The 17,841-nt window shown below is 43.5% G+C and carries 18 protein-coding genes and 2 other annotated features (1 of these 20 only partly in view); all 18 genes read right to left on the bottom strand.

The window, feature by feature from the left end; translation table 11 throughout:
* Positions 1–39: 39 nt before the first annotated feature.
* Positions 40–462: a 30S ribosomal protein S12 gene (gene rpsL, locus ACXAFV_RS01045; protein ID WP_032085266.1), complete on the bottom strand. Its 423-nt coding sequence runs from the start codon at positions 460–462 to the stop codon at positions 40–42.
* 99 nt (positions 463–561) lie between these two features.
* On the bottom strand, positions 562–810 hold the full coding sequence (locus ACXAFV_RS01050) for a 50S ribosomal protein L7ae-like protein (protein WP_475123880.1): 249 nt from the start codon (positions 808–810) through the stop codon (positions 562–564).
* 147 nt (positions 811–957) lie between these two features.
* Entirely contained in the window at positions 958–4,557 is a 3,600-nt protein-coding gene (gene rpoC, locus ACXAFV_RS01055) for a DNA-directed RNA polymerase subunit beta' (RefSeq protein ID WP_475123881.1), read from the bottom strand.
* Positions 4,558–4,608: 51 nt separating this feature from the next.
* Entirely contained in the window at positions 4,609–8,166 is a 3,558-nt protein-coding gene (rpoB, locus tag ACXAFV_RS01060; protein WP_475123883.1) for a DNA-directed RNA polymerase subunit beta, read from the bottom strand.
* 239 nt (positions 8,167–8,405) lie between these two features.
* Positions 8,406–9,005, bottom strand: coding sequence for a class I SAM-dependent methyltransferase (locus tag ACXAFV_RS01065; RefSeq protein WP_475123885.1), 600 nt, complete (start codon positions 9,003–9,005; stop codon positions 8,406–8,408).
* Between the two features lie 92 nt (positions 9,006–9,097).
* Complete coding sequence (gene rplL, locus ACXAFV_RS01070) at positions 9,098–9,457, bottom strand: 50S ribosomal protein L7/L12 (RefSeq protein ID WP_446244951.1); 360 nt, start codon at positions 9,455–9,457, stop codon at positions 9,098–9,100.
* Positions 9,458–9,515: 58 nt separating this feature from the next.
* The gene (gene rplJ, locus ACXAFV_RS01075) at positions 9,516–10,016 is read right to left on the bottom strand and encodes a 50S ribosomal protein L10 (RefSeq protein WP_175989565.1); all 501 of its coding nucleotides are present in this window, start codon (positions 10,014–10,016) and stop codon (positions 9,516–9,518) included.
* 42 nt (positions 10,017–10,058) lie between these two features.
* Positions 10,059–10,205, bottom strand: a sequence feature (ribosomal protein L10 leader region).
* A gap of 51 nt (positions 10,206–10,256) precedes the next feature.
* Positions 10,257–10,958 (bottom strand): 50S ribosomal protein L1, encoded by a 702-nt coding sequence (gene rplA / locus ACXAFV_RS01080; protein ID WP_475123886.1) that lies wholly within the window; start codon positions 10,956–10,958, stop codon positions 10,257–10,259.
* A gap of 128 nt (positions 10,959–11,086) precedes the next feature.
* On the bottom strand, positions 11,087–11,512 hold the full coding sequence (gene rplK / locus ACXAFV_RS01085) for a 50S ribosomal protein L11 (protein ID WP_032085258.1): 426 nt from the start codon (positions 11,510–11,512) through the stop codon (positions 11,087–11,089).
* A 176-nt stretch (positions 11,513–11,688) separates the two neighbouring features.
* Complete coding sequence (nusG, locus tag ACXAFV_RS01090; RefSeq protein ID WP_475123887.1) at positions 11,689–12,222, bottom strand: transcription termination/antitermination protein NusG; 534 nt, start codon at positions 12,220–12,222, stop codon at positions 11,689–11,691.
* A gap of 349 nt (positions 12,223–12,571) precedes the next feature.
* Positions 12,572–12,751 carry a preprotein translocase subunit SecE gene (secE, locus tag ACXAFV_RS01095; protein ID WP_175986338.1) on the bottom strand — a complete coding sequence of 60 codons (180 nt, stop codon included), beginning with the start codon at positions 12,749–12,751 and terminating at the stop codon, positions 12,572–12,574.
* A gap of 48 nt (positions 12,752–12,799) precedes the next feature.
* Positions 12,800–12,946 carry a 50S ribosomal protein L33 gene (gene rpmG / locus ACXAFV_RS01100; protein WP_334219437.1) on the bottom strand — a complete coding sequence of 49 codons (147 nt, stop codon included), beginning with the start codon at positions 12,944–12,946 and terminating at the stop codon, positions 12,800–12,802.
* 73 nt (positions 12,947–13,019) lie between these two features.
* A complete protein-coding gene (gene sigH, locus ACXAFV_RS01105) occupies positions 13,020–13,664 on the bottom strand; it encodes an RNA polymerase sporulation sigma factor SigH (protein ID WP_475126034.1) in 645 nt (214 codons plus the stop codon).
* Positions 13,665–13,741: 77 nt separating this feature from the next.
* Positions 13,742–14,251 carry an NYN domain-containing protein gene (locus ACXAFV_RS01110; protein ID WP_475123888.1) on the bottom strand — a complete coding sequence of 170 codons (510 nt, stop codon included), beginning with the start codon at positions 14,249–14,251 and terminating at the stop codon, positions 13,742–13,744.
* Positions 14,252–14,257: 6 nt separating this feature from the next.
* Positions 14,258–15,001 (bottom strand): 23S rRNA (guanosine(2251)-2'-O)-methyltransferase RlmB, encoded by a 744-nt coding sequence (gene rlmB, locus ACXAFV_RS01115; RefSeq protein WP_475123890.1) that lies wholly within the window; start codon positions 14,999–15,001, stop codon positions 14,258–14,260.
* 3 nt (positions 15,002–15,004) lie between these two features.
* Positions 15,005–15,418 (bottom strand): Mini-ribonuclease 3, encoded by a 414-nt coding sequence (locus ACXAFV_RS01120; RefSeq protein WP_475123891.1) that lies wholly within the window; start codon positions 15,416–15,418, stop codon positions 15,005–15,007.
* A complete protein-coding gene (gene cysS, locus ACXAFV_RS01125) occupies positions 15,418–16,821 on the bottom strand; it encodes a cysteine--tRNA ligase (protein WP_475123892.1) in 1,404 nt (467 codons plus the stop codon). Before cysS ends, ACXAFV_RS01120 begins: the two co-directional genes overlap by 1 nt.
* Entirely contained in the window at positions 16,818–17,468 is a 651-nt protein-coding gene (gene cysE, locus ACXAFV_RS01130; protein WP_475123893.1) for a serine O-acetyltransferase, read from the bottom strand. The genes cysS and cysE overlap by 4 nt, the downstream gene beginning before the upstream one ends.
* 196 nt (positions 17,469–17,664) lie before the next feature.
* Positions 17,665–17,841: a binding site (T-box leader), on the bottom strand; it runs 40 nt beyond the window's last position.

Raw genomic sequence — 17,841 nt, forward strand, 5'->3', positions numbered from 1 at the left:
TTCCTCCTTTCAACGAGAAATAAATTTATGATTTTGTTATTATTTTTTAGCTGCTTTAGGGCGCTTAGTTCCGTATTTAGAACGTCCTTGCATACGGCCTTCAACTCCAGCTGTATCAAGCGCACCACGTACGATATGATAACGTACCCCTGGTAAATCCTTTACACGTCCTCCACGGATAAGCACGACACTGTGCTCTTGAAGGTTGTGACCGATACCAGGAATGTAAGCAGTAACCTCGATTCCATTTGTCAAACGAACACGAGCATATTTACGTAACGCTGAGTTCGGTTTCTTTGGAGTCATAGTACCTACACGAGTACATACACCACGTTTTTGTGGAGAAGACAAGTTCGTGTGCACTTTCTTAAAGCTGTTGTAACCTTTGTTAAGTGCTGGTGACTTAGACTTTGTAGATTTAGACTGACGAGGCTTGCGAACTAATTGGTTAATAGTTGGCATTTTGTTTTCCTCCCTTCTTACTTGGTAAGCCCACACATCCAGGTGGTTCATTTTTGGGTAAAAGTAAAGTTTTTGCAGATATAGTCTACAAAAACTATTTTACTGTATAATCGCAACAGCTGCCGCTCCAACATCTATTCCGCACGATCTGCCAAGTTTCTTCATCGAATCCACTTTGTTGACTCGTACATCAAGATCTTTCGCAGCCTGCACCACTTTCGCTATCACCCTCGGATCAGCATCTTCCGCGATAACAACTTCCAGTACATGACCATTCTTCAGAGCTTTCACTGCTTGCTTTGTCCCTACAATAATTTCTTTCGCCTGTGATACTTTTTCATAAGACATTTGATATCCTCCAAAGTAGCAGGTTATTAATAGGAGCAACCTTGAATATATTATCATCTTAAAATTACTATGTCAACACAGAATTAAAAGATTTATAAAAGCTAACTCTTAGAAAGTGAATACAATCTAAGAGTTAGCCATATTAGATTACTCTACTGTGACTGTTTCTTCGCTCGTTTCTTCAGCTAAAACAGGTTCTGCCTTACGGTAGCGCTGCATACCTGTACCAGCAGGCACGAGTTTACCGATGATGACATTTTCTTTCAACCCTAGAAGCTCATCACGTTTTCCTTTAATTGCAGCATCCGTTAACACACGAGTTGTTTCCTGGAATGAAGCTGCAGATAAGAAGGAATCTGTCTCAAGGGAAGCTTTCGTGATTCCAAGCAATACAGGTCTTCCTGTTGCCGGGATGTCTCCTTTGAGCAATGCATTCTCATTCGCGTCTCTGAACTGGTGGATATCCATAAGAGTACCTGGAAGTACCTCAGTTTCACCAGCATCAATGACACGAACTTTCCGAAGCATTTGACGAACCATGACTTCTACGTGCTTATCACCGATTTCAACCCCTTGCATACGGTATACTTTCTGTACTTCGCGCAGCAAGTATTCTTGAACGGCGGATACGTCACGCACTTTAAGAAGTTCCTTCGGATCGATCGAACCTTCTGTAAGCTCTTGTCCGCGGGCCACTTTATCGTTGACAGCGAACTTAAGACGAGCTGTATAAGGAGCTGTGTAATTTCTTGTTTCCACATCACCTTGAACGGTGATTTCGTATTGACGGTCTTTTCCTTCACTGATGGAAGTAATGACACCATCCATTTCAGAGATGACAGCCTGACCTTTCGGATTACGCGCTTCGAAGATTTCTTGGATACGCGGTAAACCTTGAGTGATATCGTCTCCTGCAACCCCACCGGTATGGAACGTACGCATCGTTAACTGTGTACCAGGCTCCCCGATTGATTGCGCAGCGATGATACCGACTGCTTCTCCTACCTCTACCTTCTGACCAGTAGCTAAGTTTGTACCATAACATTTTTCACATACACCGTGGCGTGTGTTACATGTAAATGCAGATCGGATTGAAACGTGTTCAACACCCGCATCTACGATGGCCTTCGCTAAGTCTTCATTGATCAGCTGATTTTCATCGACAAGAATTTCATCTGTTTCAGGGTGACGCAATGTTTTGCGTGAGTAACGGCCAAGCAGACGCTCTTCAAGAGGTTCGATGATTTCTGTTCCTTCTTTGATGGAACCAACCAGCAGCCCTCTATCCGTTCCGCAGTCCTCTTCACGTACAATGACATCTTGAGCCACATCAACAAGACGACGAGTCAAGTAACCTGAGTCAGCTGTCTTCAGTGCTGTATCGGCAAGACCTTTACGGGCACCGTGTGTAGAGATGAAGTATTCAAGAACCGTAAGACCTTCACGGAAACTTGATTTGATCGGTAATTCAATGATACGACCAGCCGGGTTGGCCATCAGACCACGCATACCTGCAAGCTGAGTAAAGTTAGATGCGTTACCACGGGCACCTGAGTCACTCATCATGAAGATCGGGTTGCGCTTATCAAGCGTCGCCATTAACTTACCTTGAATTGTATCTTTCGCAGCACTCCAGATGGAGATGACACGATCGTATCTCTCATCTTCTGTAATCAGACCGCGCTTGAATTGCTTAAGCACGTTATCTACTTTACTTTGAGCTTCTACAAGGATTTGTTCTTTTTCAGCTAGTACTACGATGTCGGCGATACCAACTGTAATACCCGCTTTAGAAGAATATTTGAATCCTAAATCTTTCATTTTATCGAGCATTCGGGAAGTTTCAGTGATCGCAAACTTCTTGAATACCTCGGCGATGATGTTTCCTAAGAAACCTTTTTTGAACGGGTTGATTAACTCACGGTTTTTGAACTCTTCTTTGATATCAGTTCCCGGATCAACAAAGTACGTTTCAGGTGTAGCTTCTTCCAAATTGCTCTTTGTCGGTTCGTTAATGAATGGGAAGGAGTCTGGTAAGATCTCGTTAAAGATTACTTTCCCAACCGTCGTTAATAACATTTGACTGTTTTGCTTTTCAGTGAACGTTTTGTTATGAAGTGTTCCTGCATGGATTCCAATACGTGTATGCAAGTGTACATATCCATTTTGGTAAGCAAGCAGTACTTCATTTGCGTCTGAGAAGACCATGCCTTCACCGACAGCATTTTCACGTTCAAGTGTCAGGTAATAGTTACCCAATACCATATCCTGTGATGGTGTAACAACTGGTTTACCATCTTTAGGGTTCAGGATGTTTTGAGCAGCAAGCATCAGCATGCGCGCTTCAGCCTGGGCTTCAGAAGATAATGGTACGTGAACCGCCATTTGGTCACCGTCAAAGTCCGCGTTATATGCTGTACATACAAGTGGGTGAAGACGGATTGCTCTACCTTCTACAAGAGTTGGTTCAAATGCTTGAATACCAAGTCTGTGAAGAGTAGGTGCACGGTTTAAAAGAACTGGGTGTTCTTTAATTACCTCTTCTAATACATCCCATACTTCCGGCTGTACGCGTTCAATCTTGCGTTTTGCACTCTTGATGTTGTGCGCCAATCCTTTTTCAACGAGTTCTTTCATAACGAATGGCTTGAACAATTCAAGAGCCATTTCTTTTGGAAGACCACATTGGTACATTTTCAGATTAGGCCCAACAACGATTACAGAACGACCAGAATAGTCAACACGCTTACCAAGAAGGTTTTGACGGAAACGACCTTGTTTCCCTTTAAGCATGTGAGAAAGAGATTTCAATGGACGGTTACCTGGTCCTGTTACCGGACGTCCGCGGCGGCCATTGTCAATCAGCGCGTCTACAGCTTCTTGAAGCATACGCTTCTCATTCTGCACGATGATGCTCGGTGCACCAAGATCTAATAATCGTTTTAAACGGTTGTTACGGTTGATTACCCGACGATATAAATCGTTCAAGTCAGATGTTGCAAAACGTCCTCCATCCAGCTGAACCATAGGACGCAGTTCAGGAGGGATGACAGGAAGTACATCAAGGATCATCCAATCAGGATCATTTCCTGAGTTTCTGAATGACTCGACCACTTCGAGACGTTTGATTGCACGGGTACGGCGTTGGCCTTGAGCTGTTTTCAGCTCTTCTTTTAAGAAATCAGCTTCCTTGTCAAGGTCAATATCCTGCAGAAGTTTTTTGATTGCTTCTGCACCCATTGCAGCCTGGAATTTCACTCCATATTTTTCACGGTATGCACGGTACTCTTTCTCGGAAAGCAGCTGCTTTCTTTCAAGAGCCGTATCACCAGGTTCTGTTACAACATAGGAAGCGAAGTAAATGACTTCTTCCAGTGCACGAGGGGACATGTCTAATACAAGCCCCATACGGCTTGGAATCCCTTTGAAGTACCAGATATGAGATACAGGAGCAGCAAGCTCGATGTGACCCATACGTTCACGGCGAACCTTCGCTTTTGTTACTTCAACTCCACAACGGTCACAAACGACGCCTTTATAGCGTACACGTTTGTATTTACCGCAGTGGCATTCCCAGTCCTTTGTAGGACCGAAAATACGTTCACAGAACAATCCATCTTTTTCTGGCTTTAATGTACGATAGTTAATGGTTTCCGGTTTTTTGACTTCCCCGTAAGACCACGAACGGATCTTATCGGGGGAAGCTAAACCAATTTTCATATACTCAAAGTTATTTACATCTAGCAAGGGGCCTACCTCCCTTTTAATCTACAGGCTCTAACCCTAATTGCTCTAAATTTATTCCTTTGACCCTACTGTCTCGGATTTTTGCTCATTAGACTCAGATATATTTAGCGTGTCAGCTTGTTGTACTTCTTCTTCGTCTTCCAAGTCACGCATTTCAATTTCTTCTTCAGTACTTGAAAGGATCTTGACATCCATACCCAAACTTTGAAGCTCTTTGATAAGAACCTTGAAGGATTCTGGAACTCCAGGCTCAGGTACGTTTTCACCTTTGACGATTGCCTCGTATGTTTTCACACGGCCGACAACATCATCGGATTTAACCGTAAGGATTTCTTGCAGTGTATAAGCAGCACCATATGCTTCAAGTGCCCATACTTCCATCTCACCGAAGCGCTGTCCACCGAATTGAGCTTTACCTCCAAGCGGCTGCTGCGTAACTAGTGAGTAAGGACCGGTAGAACGTGCGTGAAGTTTGTCATCAACCATGTGAGCAAGCTTGATCATATACATGATTCCAACTGATACTCGGTTGTCAAACGGTTCACCGGTTCTACCATCGTAAAGAACGGTTTTGGCATCGCGCGCCATACCTGCTTCTTCGATCGTAGACCAAACATCTTCCTCACGCGCTCCATCAAATACAGGTGAAGCAACATGAATGCCAAGATATCTTGCGGCCATACCCAAGTGAAGCTCAAGCACCTGACCGATGTTCATACGTGATGGTACCCCTAATGGGTTAAGCATGATATCGATTGGTGTACCGTCTGGAAGATACGGCATGTCTTCTTCAGGCAGGATCTTAGAGATAACACCCTTGTTACCATGTCGGCCGGCCATCTTGTCACCCTCAGAGATCTTACGTTTCTGAACGATGTAGACGCGGACCAGCTGGTTGACACCCGGTGGCAGTTCGTCGCCATCTTCACGGTTGAAGACTTTCACATCAAGGATGATTCCGCCGCCGCCGTGAGGTACACGAAGGGATGTATCTCTTACTTCTCGAGCTTTCTCACCAAAGATTGCATGTAATAGACGTTCTTCAGCGGTCAGCTCTGTTACACCTTTAGGCGTTACTTTACCAACAAGCAAGTCGCCATCTTTTACTTCTGCACCGATGCGGATGATTCCACGTTCGTCAAGATTGCGCAGTGCATCTTCACCGACGTTTGGAATATCACGAGTGATTTCTTCCGGCCCAAGCTTCGTATCACGTGACTCAGACTCATATTCTTCAATATGAATAGAAGTATATACATCGTCTTTTACAAGACGCTCACTCATGATGATCGCATCTTCATAGTTGTAACCGTCCCATGTCATGAAACCAACCATTACGTTACGTCCTAAGGCTAACTCGCCTTTTTCCATTGAAGGACCATCAGCAAGGATTTCTCCTTTTACTACACGGTCGCCTTCACTTACAATCGGACGCTGGTTGTAACAAGTTCCCTGGTTGGAACGGATGAATTTTTGCATACGATACTTATCGAGGTCACCTTTGACTTCCTGACCATCGATTTCTTTCACACGGCGAACCCAAACTTGTTTCGCTTCAACTTTTTCCACAACACCCTCATGCTTACAGATGACTGCAGCTCCGGAGTCTTTAGCTGATACGTGTTCCATACCAGTTCCTACAATCGGGGACTCAGGATTCATAAGAGGTACTGCTTGACGCTGCATGTTCGCTCCCATTAGGGCACGGTTGGAGTCATCGTTCTCTAAGAAAGGAATACATGCTGTCGCAGCTGATACTACTTGTTTAGGTGATACATCCATGTAGTCAAGACGTTCACGCTTGATGACCGTGTTTTCACCACGGAAACGGGCGATGACTTCTTCATCAAGGAACGCGCCATCTTCTCCAAGACGTGCGTTTGCTTGTGCCACTACATAGTTATCTTCTTCGTCTGCTGTCAAGTAGTCGATACGATCGGTTACTTTCCCTGTATCAGGATCAACACGACGATATGGTGTTTCAATAAATCCGAATTTATTCACTTTCGCAAATGAAGAAAGTGAGTTGATCAGTCCGATGTTCGGCCCCTCAGGTGTTTCAATCGGACACATACGGCCATAGTGGGAATAGTGAACGTCACGTACTTCGAAACCAGCACGTTCACGTGTCAAACCACCAGGTCCCAATGCAGATAGACGGCGTTTGTGCGTCAATTCTGCCAATGGATTCGTTTGGTCCATGAATTGAGACAGCTGTGAGCTTCCAAAGAACTCTTTGATGGAAGCGATGACCGGACGAATATTGATCAGCTGCTGTGGAGTGATCGTATTTGTGTCCTGGATGGACATTCTCTCACGAACCACACGCTCCATACGGGAAAGACCGATACGGAACTGATTCTGCAGCAATTCGCCAACCGAACGTAAACGACGGTTACCTAAGTGGTCGATATCATCTGTCAATCCTACTCCATGCAATAAGTTGAAGAAATATGAGATGGAAGAGATGATGTCAGCAGGTGTGATGTATTTGACTTCTTCTTCTACATACGCGTTACTGATTACATTAATCTCTTGTTCTCCCTCTTCGTTTGGAGAGTAAATTTTGATAGATTGAAGAAGAACATCTTCTTCCAATACTCCGCCGGACTGCTGATATGTCTTGAATCCGATTCCCTCTTCTAAATAAGGGATGACCTTATCAAGTGTACGACGGTCAAGGACCGTGCCTTTCTCTGCAAGAATCTCGCCCGTTTCCGGATCTGCTAGAGTTTCTGCTAGAGTCTGACCGAATAAACGGTTCTTAATATGAAGCTTTTTATTCATCTTATAACGTCCAACGTTTGCCAAGTCATAACGCTTTGGATCAAAGAAACGTGAAACGAGTAAACTTTTAGCATTTTCTACTGTAGGAGGTTCTCCCGGACGCAGACGCTCATAGATTTCGAGCAATGCTTTGTCGATACCTTCCGTATTGTCTTTCTCGAGCGTGTTACGAATGTACTCATTATCACCGATCAAATCGATGATTTCTTGATCAGAGCCAAACCCAAGGGCACGTAAAAGAACCGTTACCGGCAGTTTGCGAGTTCGATCAATTCGCACATATACAACATCTTTAGCATCTGTTTCATACTCAAGCCAAGCTCCGCGGTTTGGTATAACGGTAGCAGTAAACCCTTTCTTTCCGTTCTTATCTACTTTTCCGCTGAAGTACACACTAGGTGAACGAACAAGCTGAGATACGATGACACGCTCAGCTCCATTAATGACAAAAGTACCTGTATCCGTCATTAATGGAAAATCACCCATAAATACGTCTTGATCTTTCACTTCTCCAGTTTCCTTATTCACAAGACGGACTTTCACCCTAAGCGGCGCAGAGTAAGTTACATCTCTTTCCTTTGATTCTTCCACCGAGTACTTTGGCTCTCCCAGACTATAATCAATAAATTCTAAAGAGAGATTACCAGTGAAGTCCTCAATCGGAGAAATGTCACGGAACATTTCTCTTAACCCCTCATCAAGAAACCATTGATACGAGGAAGTTTGAATTTCGATTAAATTCGGCAATTCTAAAACTTCACTGATACGCGCAAAACTTCTGCGTTGGCGGTGTCGTCCATACTGAACTAGTTGACCTGTCAACTGATTCACCCCTCAAATCAAGCGTTTTGGTTGTGTCTATATTGTCTATAGTAGTTTTGACTCTACACAAGACAAAAAGAAAAAGGGTTTTAATGATAAAACCTCATTTTCATATGACGAACTATTATTTTATAATCTTTTCCAATTTATCCAATATGTATACATATGGACACAATACCGGAAAATAATATTTTTGCATTTTATAATGTTATCATAGCGTATTAGCTACGTCAACGGATTTATTTTACCGACCTCAAAATGTAGTAACCTTTTTTTCTTGCAGCGATTTCTACATTTGAGAACAACTCTTCCATTTTATCCATGGCAGATGGAGCGCCTTGTTTCTTCTGAATAACGACCCATAACTCACCATTATCCGCCAAGTAGTCATAGCTCTCGGAAAGAATGGAATGAACAGTTTCCTTACCCGCTCTGATTGGAGGGTTCGTAAGGATTGCCGCAAAACTCTTTTCTTTTACGTTTTGATAACGGTCGCTTTGGTAGATGCTTACATTCTCCACACCATTCGCTTTCGCATTTTCACTTGCAAGCATCAGGGCTCTTTCATTTACATCAACCATATGAACCCTCCGGTCATCAAAATCTTTAGCCAAAGTCAAACCGATCGGTCCGTAACCGCACCCGACATCCAACAAGTCACCTTCTGTTTCTGGCAGCTCGAAGTTCTCTATCAAAGTTCTTGACCCGAAATCCACTTCTCTTTTCGAAAAGACTCCCTGGTCCGTTTTGAATCGGAAGGAATGCCCACGTAATTCAAATTGGATAATTTGAGGATTACTTTCTACTTCCGGCTTATTGGAATAGTAGTGATTAGTCATTATTACACCTCCATCTGTTAAATGGCTTCAAGTATATAACCAAAAGAAGAAAAAAGCCCGCTTATAAAGCGAGCTTTTCTTCTATGCGATTATTACTTAACTTCTACGCCAGCGCCAACTTCTTCAAGTTTAGCTTTAAGCTCTTCAGCTTCTTCTTTAGAAACGCCTTCTTTAAGAGCTTTTGGAGTGTTGTCAACAAGTTCTTTCGCTTCTTTAAGTCCAAGACCTGTGATTTCACGAACAACTTTGATAACTTTGATCTTTTGAGAACCAGCGCTCTCAAGAACAACGTCAAATTCAGTTTTTTCAGCAGCAGCTTCTGCTCCGCCACCAGCTACAGCTACAGGTGCTGCAGCAGTTACTCCGAATTCTTCTTCGATTGCTTTTACTAGATCGTTTAATTCAAGAACGGACATTTCTTTAATCGCGTCAATGATTTGCTCTTTACTCATTTTAAATTTCCTCCTTAGTGTGTTTGTTCATAATATTTTTTAAGCGACTCTGTTTAACTTACGCGCCTTGTTCTTCTTTTTGGTCTGCAACGGCTTTTGTAGCCAACGCGAAGTTGCGCATTGGAGCTTGAAGCACGCTGAGTAGCATAGAAAGAAGTCCTTCGCGGCTTGGAAGTTCAGCGATAGCTTTAACATCTTCAACAGATGTGATTGTTCCTTCGATAACACCAGCTTTGATTTCAAGTGCTTCGTGTTCTTTAGCGAAGTTGTTAAGGATCTTTGCAGGAGCTACAACTTCTTCTGAACTGAACGCGATTGCGTTTGGACCAGTTAAGAATTCGTTCAACCCTTCAAGACCAGCTTCTGCTGCAGCACGACGAGTCATCGTGTTTTTGTACACTTTGAAGTCGATGCCAGCTTCACGAAGTTGTTTACGAAGCTCAGTTACTTCAGAAACATCTAGGCCACGGTAATCTACGATGATTGTAGATACACTGTTTTTTAACTTGTCGGAGATTTCTCCAACGATGTGTTGCTTTTGTTCTAGAATGCTGCTCATCATTACACCTCCTGTAGATTGACTGATGAACATTTATACCGTCATCCAATAAAAAATGCCCTTATATCATTGTAGACATAAGGGCATCGCTAACACGCATCACAAGCGTATTTTTTATCGCAATTACCTCGGCGGGAAATTAAGCTCTGAATGAGCACCTGCTGTCTACGGTACAAATGTATTCGTTTTTTAACAACAGAACTAATTATAATGACTAGTTCTTAGTAAGTCAATACCAAATTATGCCTTAACTGCAAAAGTTGATGGATCAACTTTAACGCCAGGACCCATAGTTGAAGTAACAGCAACGTTCTTCATGTAAGTTCCTTTAGCTGCAGAAGGTTTAGCTTTAAGCATTGTTTCGTACATAGTTGCGAAGTTCTCAACTAATTTTTCGCTGTCAAAAGAGATCTTTCCAACAGGAACATGTACGTTACCAGCTTTGTCAGCACGGTATTCTACTTTACCAGCTTTGATTTCGTTAACAGCTTTTTCAACATCGAAAGTCACTGTTCCAGTTTTAGGGTTTGGCATTAAACCTTTAGGTCCTAATACACGACCAAGTTTACCAACTTCACCCATCATGTCAGGAGTTGCAACGATTACGTCGAACTCGAACCAACCTTGGTTGATCTTGTTGATTAGGTCTGCATCACCAACGAAGTCAGCGCCAGCAGCTTCTGCTTCTTTTGCTTTTTCGCCTTTAGCGAATACAAGAACTTTTTGAGTTTTACCAGTACCGTGTGGTAATACTACTGCACCACGGATCTGCTGGTCATTTTTACGAGTATCTACTCCTAAGCGGAACGCTACTTCAACAGTTGCGTCAAACTTAGCGATGTTTGTTTTCTTTACTAATTCGATTGCTTCTTCAACTGAGTAAGCTGTAGTACGATCTACAAGCTTTTGAGCTTCAAGAAACTTTTTACCTTTTTTAGCCATTTTATAATTTCCTCCTTGATGTGGTTTTAGCGGAATAACCTCCCACGAAATAAGGTTGCGAGAGTGAAACAATACATTTCATCATCGCAACCTCGTTCAACAGGAACATTCAGATAAGCGAAGCTGGATTAGTCTTCGATGACGATACCCATGCTGCGCGCAGTTCCTTCTACCATGCGCATAGCTGATTCAACGCTAGCTGCATTTAAGTCAGGCATTTTTGTTTCAGCAATTTCACGTACTTTATCGCGTTTAAGTGTTGCCACTTTTTTGCTGTTAGGTTCGCCTGAACCAGACTCGATACCAGCCGCTTTCTTAAGTAGAACAGCAGCAGGTGGAGTTTTTGTGATGAATGTAAATGAACGGTCTTCAAATACCGTAATTTCAACAGGAATGATTAAGCCAGCTTGATCTGCTGTACGAGCATTGAATTCCTTACAGAATCCCATGATGTTAACACCTGCTTGACCTAATGCAGGACCAACCGGTGGAGCTGGATTAGCTTTACCTGCAGGAATTTGCAATTTAACCATTTTGATAACTTTTTTAGCCACGAGACACACCTCCTTAAGTCCGTGATGTGGTTATTGGGTTTTTCACCCTCCCACTCAAATGTAAAAAATGTCTTTATCAACATAAAGAACGTTTATTAGTTTCAGTATCTCTTGTCGAGACGCACTGACTTATGAAATATTATCACTTTTTTTGAGTGATTTCAAGTTCTTTTCCATTATAATTTATCAATTTGAGAGAAATCAAGTTCTACCGGGGTATCCCTGCCGAACATATTTACATGGACTTTGACTTTCGATTTGGCAGAATCGATTTCTTCAATTGTGCCTGTAAAGTTAGCAAACGGCCCTTCGTTCACCTTTACCGTCTCGCCCAATTCGAAGTCTACTTCTATCTTCTTATCGGACATGCCCATTTGTTTCAGAAGATACGTCACTTCTTCCGGCAGCAGCGGTGTAGGCTTTGATCCCGACCCTGTTGAACCGACGAACCCTGTCACTCCAGGGGTATTTCTTACAACATACCAGGAATCATCTGTCATGACGATTTCCACGATGACGTAACCTGGGAATACTTTCTTTTTCACTACTTTTTTCTTACCGTTCTTAATATCTGTTTCTTCTTCTTCAGGTACGAGCACACGGAAGATCTTGTCTTGCATCCCCATTGATTCAACACGTTTCTCAAGATTCGCTTTAACCTTGTTCTCATATCCTGAATAAGTATGAACTACATACCAATTCTTCTCCATTTGATAGGACTTAGCGTCCGTCCCTCCTCGCTATTTAAAGAATACCTTTTGACTTTTTTCTCCAAATGAAAAAACCCGTAAAAGTGAACGGGCTTAAAGGTCATGTACTCTATTAATGTTCATTATACCATGCTTTCACATGTTATATACAATTAATTCTATCTTTCTATTGAGCTCTTTTCGCATACTTCGTCACTTTGCACACAAGAAAATACCGGAACTTGGGTATTTTCGGCTTGTCCGTCCGTCTTTTGTTTAAACTTGAGAGTTCGAAAAGAGCACGTCCACAAGCAATATTCAGGCTGCAAGCCAATTTACGAAAAGCAACAACCTTTTAGAAAACAGCCTTCTATTTAGAACCGATGATCAAACGCATCAATTCGGAAATCCCTAAATCGATAACAGCAAAGAAAACAGCGACGAATACGACTGTTGTGATAACAGTGATTGTGTAGCGTGTTAATTCTTTACGTTTTGGCCAGCTGACCTTTCTCATCTCTGATGCAACATTGCGAAAGAAATTAACCATCCTTTTGTAACCTCCAACTTGTATCAATACGCAAGACTTCTCACTCAACTATTTTGTTTCTTTGTGTAGGGTGTGAGCATTGCATGTATTACAGAACTTCTTTATCTCCAGCCTCACCGATTGATTGCGATTACTTGGAACACTATAATTTCTTGAACCGCACACCGAACAGGCCAGTACTAATTTAGCAGCCATATCATTCACCTAAAATATACATAGTAAGTCCTATCAAAAATAACACGGGCACCAATTTGTGTCAATAACACAATTACATCGTTATTTCACGTACCTCAAGGTATCTCTCAAGCTTTCGCTTCACCCGCTGTAAAGCGTTATCAATTGATTTGACATGACGGTTCAATTCTTCCGATATTTCCTGATAGGATTGTCCATCCAAATAAAGCGCCAGGACTTTCCTCTCAAGGTCGCTGAGCAGCTGGGCCATCTTATCTTCCATGTTATCGAATTCTTCACGATTGATAATCAGCTCTTCCGGATCACTAACCTTCGCACCTGAAATGACATCCAGCAGAGTCCTGTCCGATTCGTCATCATAGATAGGTTTGTCCAATGAGACATATGAATTTAGCGGTATATGTTTCTGTCTGGTCGCTGTCTTGATCGCCGTGATGATCTGCCTGGTGATACAAAGCTCGGCAAATGCCTTAAAAGAGGTAAGCTTGTCCTCTTTATAGTCCCGGATGGCTTTATAAAGACCAATCATACCTTCCTGCACGATATCCTCTTTATCTGCTCCGATTAAAAAATACGAGCGGGCTTTCGCTCTCACAAAATTCCGATACTTTTTGATCAGGAAATCCAGCGCTTCGCTATTCCCCAGATGGACGGCTTCTATTATCTCTTCATCATCCATACCTTCAAACTGACTGGTAAATGTATCCTTCTTGATGATATTGCTCACACACATCCCCCCGCGCAAAACAATAGATAGAAATATTATACATTACAGAAAATTCAATCGTCAACCGCTCATCGTTCACCGCGGCGCCATTTTTCGAAAATTTCAGCAACTTCGTCCGACAATTGAATCTTCGAGGATGGCTTATTATCAGTGGATGTGCGGACTTTTCTCTCAATCTTTTTTTCAATCACTTTTATTTCTGTCAAAAGTTCTCTGGCAGATTTACGCAGAGCCCCCTGACCGAAAATTGCCCACTGTTCAGTGAAATCGGAAGTCGCCACATGGATTTGGGTTTTGATGTTGCCCAGCTCGATGGCAAGCTTCTCGATCCGTTCATCCGCCGTTTCATTTTCTCTTGTGAATAATACTTCCACCTTATAATTATTGTACTTGCGGGCGACTCCCTGAACATAGTATGCATCAAAGACCACAATGACCCGGTAGCCGGTATATCCCTGATATTCGGCCATCTGCTCGACAAGCCGGTCCCGGGCCGCTGCTAAATCCTTTTTCTTCAATTCATTCAATTCCGGCCAGGCACCAATGATGTTATATCCATCCACGAGGAGAATATCCATTATTCCCTATTCCCCCAGCGGGTGGCGATTCCGGTAAACCTCATACATTAAGATACTGGCTGCCACCGAAGCATTCAATGACGTGACATGGCCTGCCATCGGTAGCTGGACCAGGAAATCACACTTATCACGAAGAATGCGGCTCATACCCTTACCTTCACTTCCGATAATGAGTCCGATCGGCAGCGTCCCATCAAGCTGCCTGTAGTCCTGCTTGCCTTTTGCATCCGTTCCGGCAACCCACACACCTCGTTCCTTCAGCTCGTCCACTGCTCTCGAGAGGTTTGTGACACGGGCTACAGGAATATGTTCGATCGCCCCTGTTGACGCTTTCGCTACGGTTGAGGTCAATCCTACCGCTCTGCGTTTTGGAATGATAATCCCGTGAGCGCCCGTTGCATCCGCTGTTCTCATGATGGATCCAAGATTATGAGGATCCTCAAGCTCGTCCAAGATGAGAATGAACGGATCCTCCCCTTTCTGTGCAGCTTTATCGAAAATATCATCGATCTCTGCATATTTATAAGCAGCCACCGAAGCAACCACTCCCTGATGATTCTCTGCTACCATCTGCTCGATTTTTTTCTTGGGAACATATTGAACCATCACATTCGCATCCTTGGCCAGACCGAGGATCTGCTGAATCGATCCCTTCTGAGAACCTTCCGCAATCCATATCTTATTAATTTCCCTCCCCGACTTCAATGCTTCAATGACGGGGTTCCTTCCACCAATAAAGTCTTTGCTCATTGCTTATTCCTCCTTTCCATGACTGTCAAAAATGATCTTTATTAATTCTTCTAATCGTTCTGTTCTGTTCAGTAAAAATAAGTACCCGATCAGCGCTTCAAAAGCTGTGCTGTGATTATACGTCTGCACATCTGTATTCTTGGGAACACTTCCTGATTTCGCATTACGGCCGCGCTTGACAATATTGATCTCTTCCTCGGTTAGGCGGTCCTCATCAAAAAGCTTCTTCAAAATTGCTGCCTGTGCTTTCGCTGACACATAGTTGGTTGCCGCTCGGTGAAGCTGGTTCGGTTTGATTTTCCCCTTCGTCAACAGGAGCTGCCGCACATACGTCTCATAGACGGCATCTCCCATATACGCAAGGGCGAGCGCATTTATTTGTTTCGCATCGATTTGTTCATTTGTTTCGTATATCATCAGGAACCTCTCTTCCAGCGGGTACCCTGCGGTGTGTCTTCTAAAATGATATTCATTTCTTTCAATGTGTCGCGAATTTCATCCGCCAACTGGAAGTTCCGGTCTTTACGGGCCTGGATACGCTTTTCGATCAGCTCTTCCACTTCTTCATCCAGAAGCTCGGTTTCCACTTGCAGGCTGAGACCCAGCACCTCGAAGAAATCTTCAAATTGATGAAGGAAAGAATCGATGACCTCTACAGCCGTATTCTTCTCCATCAGATAATAATTCGCTTGTTTGGATAACTCAAACAGCACTGAAATACCATTCGCTGTATTGAAGTCATCATCCATTTCAGAAATGAACTGTTCTTTTAACCCTGCTACCTTATCAAGCCATTCTTGATTGTGATCCGTCAGGTCTGTACTCGATTCCTTGCGGTGTTTAAGGTTTTCATAAGCTGTCTTGATCCGGTCAAGAGCGGTTTCGGCATTTTGCAGAAGCTCTAGATTGTAGTTGATCGGATGGCGGTAGTGCACTGACAACATGAAGAAACGAAGAACCTGCGGATCCTGCTCCTTGATGATGTCGTGAACCAATACGAAGTTCCCCAGTGACTTAGACATTTTTTCATTATCGATATTGATGTAGCCGTTATGCATCCAGTACTTGGCGAACGGCTTGCCCGTCAGAGCTTCAGACTGTGCAATCTCATTTTCATGGTGAGGGAAAGTGAGGTCCTGTCCCCCTGCATGGATATCGATGCTGTCACCCAAATAACGTTTCGCCATGGCAGAGCATTCGATATGCCAACCAGGACGACCTTTGCCCCATGGACTATCCCAGGAAATTTCGCCTTCTTTGGCCGCTTTCCATAAAACAAAATCAAGGGCATCTTCTTTTTTATCACCTACATCGATACGCGCCCCCGCTTTCAGTTCATCGATCGGTTGATGGGACAACTTACCGTACCCTTCGAATTTTCTGGTGCGGTAATAGACATCGCCCTTTGACTCATACGCATACCCCTTTTCAACAAGGGCTGAGATGAACTCGATGATCGTTTCGATGTTTTCCGTTACTGTCGGATGGATATCGGCTTTTTTGCAGCCGAGCGCTCCCGTGTCCTCATGATAGGCTTCAATAAATCGCTTGGCGATGGTCGGGACTTCTTCTCCCAATTCATTCGCCGCTTTGATCAGCTTATCGTCGACATCTGTAAAATTGGATACATATTGAACATCATATCCTCTGTATTCCAAGTAACGTCTGACTGTATCAAACACAATGGCAGGACGGGCGTTCCCGATATGAATGTAATTGTATACGGTCGGCCCGCAAACATACATTTTCACTTTACCCTCTTCCAGCGGATGAAATTCCTCTTTCTTACTTGTTAACGTATTATATAAACGAATCGTCATATTGATCGACTCCTTCCCTCATGATCCTTCAGTAATGTTTTCAGTTCATCGATTTCTTCCTGCATCTGTTTCATTCGATCGTATACTGGGTCTGGCAGGTTGCTGTGATTCAAATCTTTCTGCACCTTTACTCCGTCCCTTATCACAATTCGGCCGGGAATTCCGACAACAGTAGAGTTCGGAGGCACATCCTTCAGCACGACAGATCCGGCCCCGACTTTAGAATTTTCTCCAACTATGATAGAGCCTAATACCTTGGCACCTGTTGCAATCAGCGCGTTATCATGGATGGTCGGATGCCGCTTCCCTTTCTCCTTGCCGGTCCCGCCCAAGGTAACACCCTGGAAGATCGTCACGTTATCCCCTATCTCACATGTTTCCCCAATCACCACACCCATACCATGGTCAATGAAGAAACGGCGTCCGATCTTTGCACCCGGATGAATTTCAATCCCGGTGAAGAAACGGCTGATCTGGGATATCAAACGTGCCAGAAAAAAGAACTTCCGTTTAAAAAACGCATGAGCGATCCGGTGGGACCAAATAGCGTGAAGTCCTGAATACGTCAGAATCACTTCAATATAACTTCTGGCAGCCGGATCCTGTTCAAATACAACATCTATATCTTCTTTGAATGCCTTAAACATCTTCTCCCCTCCTATCTAGAAAAGCGCAAGCGCCTTGTTCATCCCCGACCAACGCTCTTGGACCGACCAGTGAAGTTGTTCTTTGACTCCACCCGGAGGACCGAAACGTCTCAAGGGGCTGGGCGCTCGAGCTGGCCATTTCTCAAATTCAAGTTATACTTTCTTAGAAAATAAAAAACGTCCCTGTCATCGTAATGACAGAGACGCATAGGCAGCGCGGTTCCACTCTGATTGAGAAGAATCTCTCTTCTCCAACTCGACCTGTTAACGGCAGGAAACCGCCATTACCTACTTATTTCAGTAACGGGCTCTGAGGTGCATTTCAGAAAGGGAGAGGCCTGAACCACTTTCAGCCGGTGATGGTTCTCTCTAA

Source organism: Rossellomorea sp. ABR4_012 (genome assembly GCF_056159545.1).

What these genes read in the sequence shown, in the direction of transcription:
- rplA (WP_475123886.1), bottom strand. Translation starts at nt 10,958, where the DNA reads ATGGCTAAAAAAGGTAAAAAGTTTCTTGAAGCTCAAAAGCTTGTAGAT.
- cysE (WP_475123893.1), bottom strand. Translation starts at nt 17,468, where the DNA reads ATGTTTAAGGCATTCAAAGAAGATATAGATGTTGTATTTGAACAGGAT.
- ACXAFV_RS01110 (WP_475123888.1), bottom strand. Translation starts at nt 14,251, where the DNA reads ATGGATATTCTCCTCGTGGATGGATATAACATCATTGGTGCCTGGCCG.
- rpmG (WP_334219437.1), bottom strand. Translation starts at nt 12,946, where the DNA reads ATGGCTGCTAAATTAGTACTGGCCTGTTCGGTGTGCGGTTCAAGAAAT.
- cysS (WP_475123892.1), bottom strand. Translation starts at nt 16,821, where the DNA reads ATGACGATTCGTTTATATAATACGTTAACAAGTAAGAAAGAGGAATTT.
- nusG (WP_475123887.1), bottom strand. Translation starts at nt 12,222, where the DNA reads ATGGAGAAGAATTGGTATGTAGTTCATACTTATTCAGGATATGAGAAC.
- ACXAFV_RS01065 (WP_475123885.1), bottom strand. Translation starts at nt 9,005, where the DNA reads ATGACTAATCACTACTATTCCAATAAGCCGGAAGTAGAAAGTAATCCT.
- rplJ (WP_175989565.1), bottom strand. Translation starts at nt 10,016, where the DNA reads ATGAGCAGCATTCTAGAACAAAAGCAACACATCGTTGGAGAAATCTCC.
- secE (WP_175986338.1), bottom strand. Translation starts at nt 12,751, where the DNA reads ATGGTTAATTTCTTTCGCAATGTTGCATCAGAGATGAGAAAGGTCAGC.
- rplL (WP_446244951.1), bottom strand. Translation starts at nt 9,457, where the DNA reads ATGAGTAAAGAGCAAATCATTGACGCGATTAAAGAAATGTCCGTTCTT.
- ACXAFV_RS01120 (WP_475123891.1), bottom strand. Translation starts at nt 15,418, where the DNA reads ATGATATACGAAACAAATGAACAAATCGATGCGAAACAAATAAATGCG.
- ACXAFV_RS01050 (WP_475123880.1), bottom strand. Translation starts at nt 810, where the DNA reads ATGTCTTATGAAAAAGTATCACAGGCGAAAGAAATTATTGTAGGGACA.
- rpsL (WP_032085266.1), bottom strand. Translation starts at nt 462, where the DNA reads ATGCCAACTATTAACCAATTAGTTCGCAAGCCTCGTCAGTCTAAATCT.
- rlmB (WP_475123890.1), bottom strand. Translation starts at nt 15,001, where the DNA reads ATGAGCAAAGACTTTATTGGTGGAAGGAACCCCGTCATTGAAGCATTG.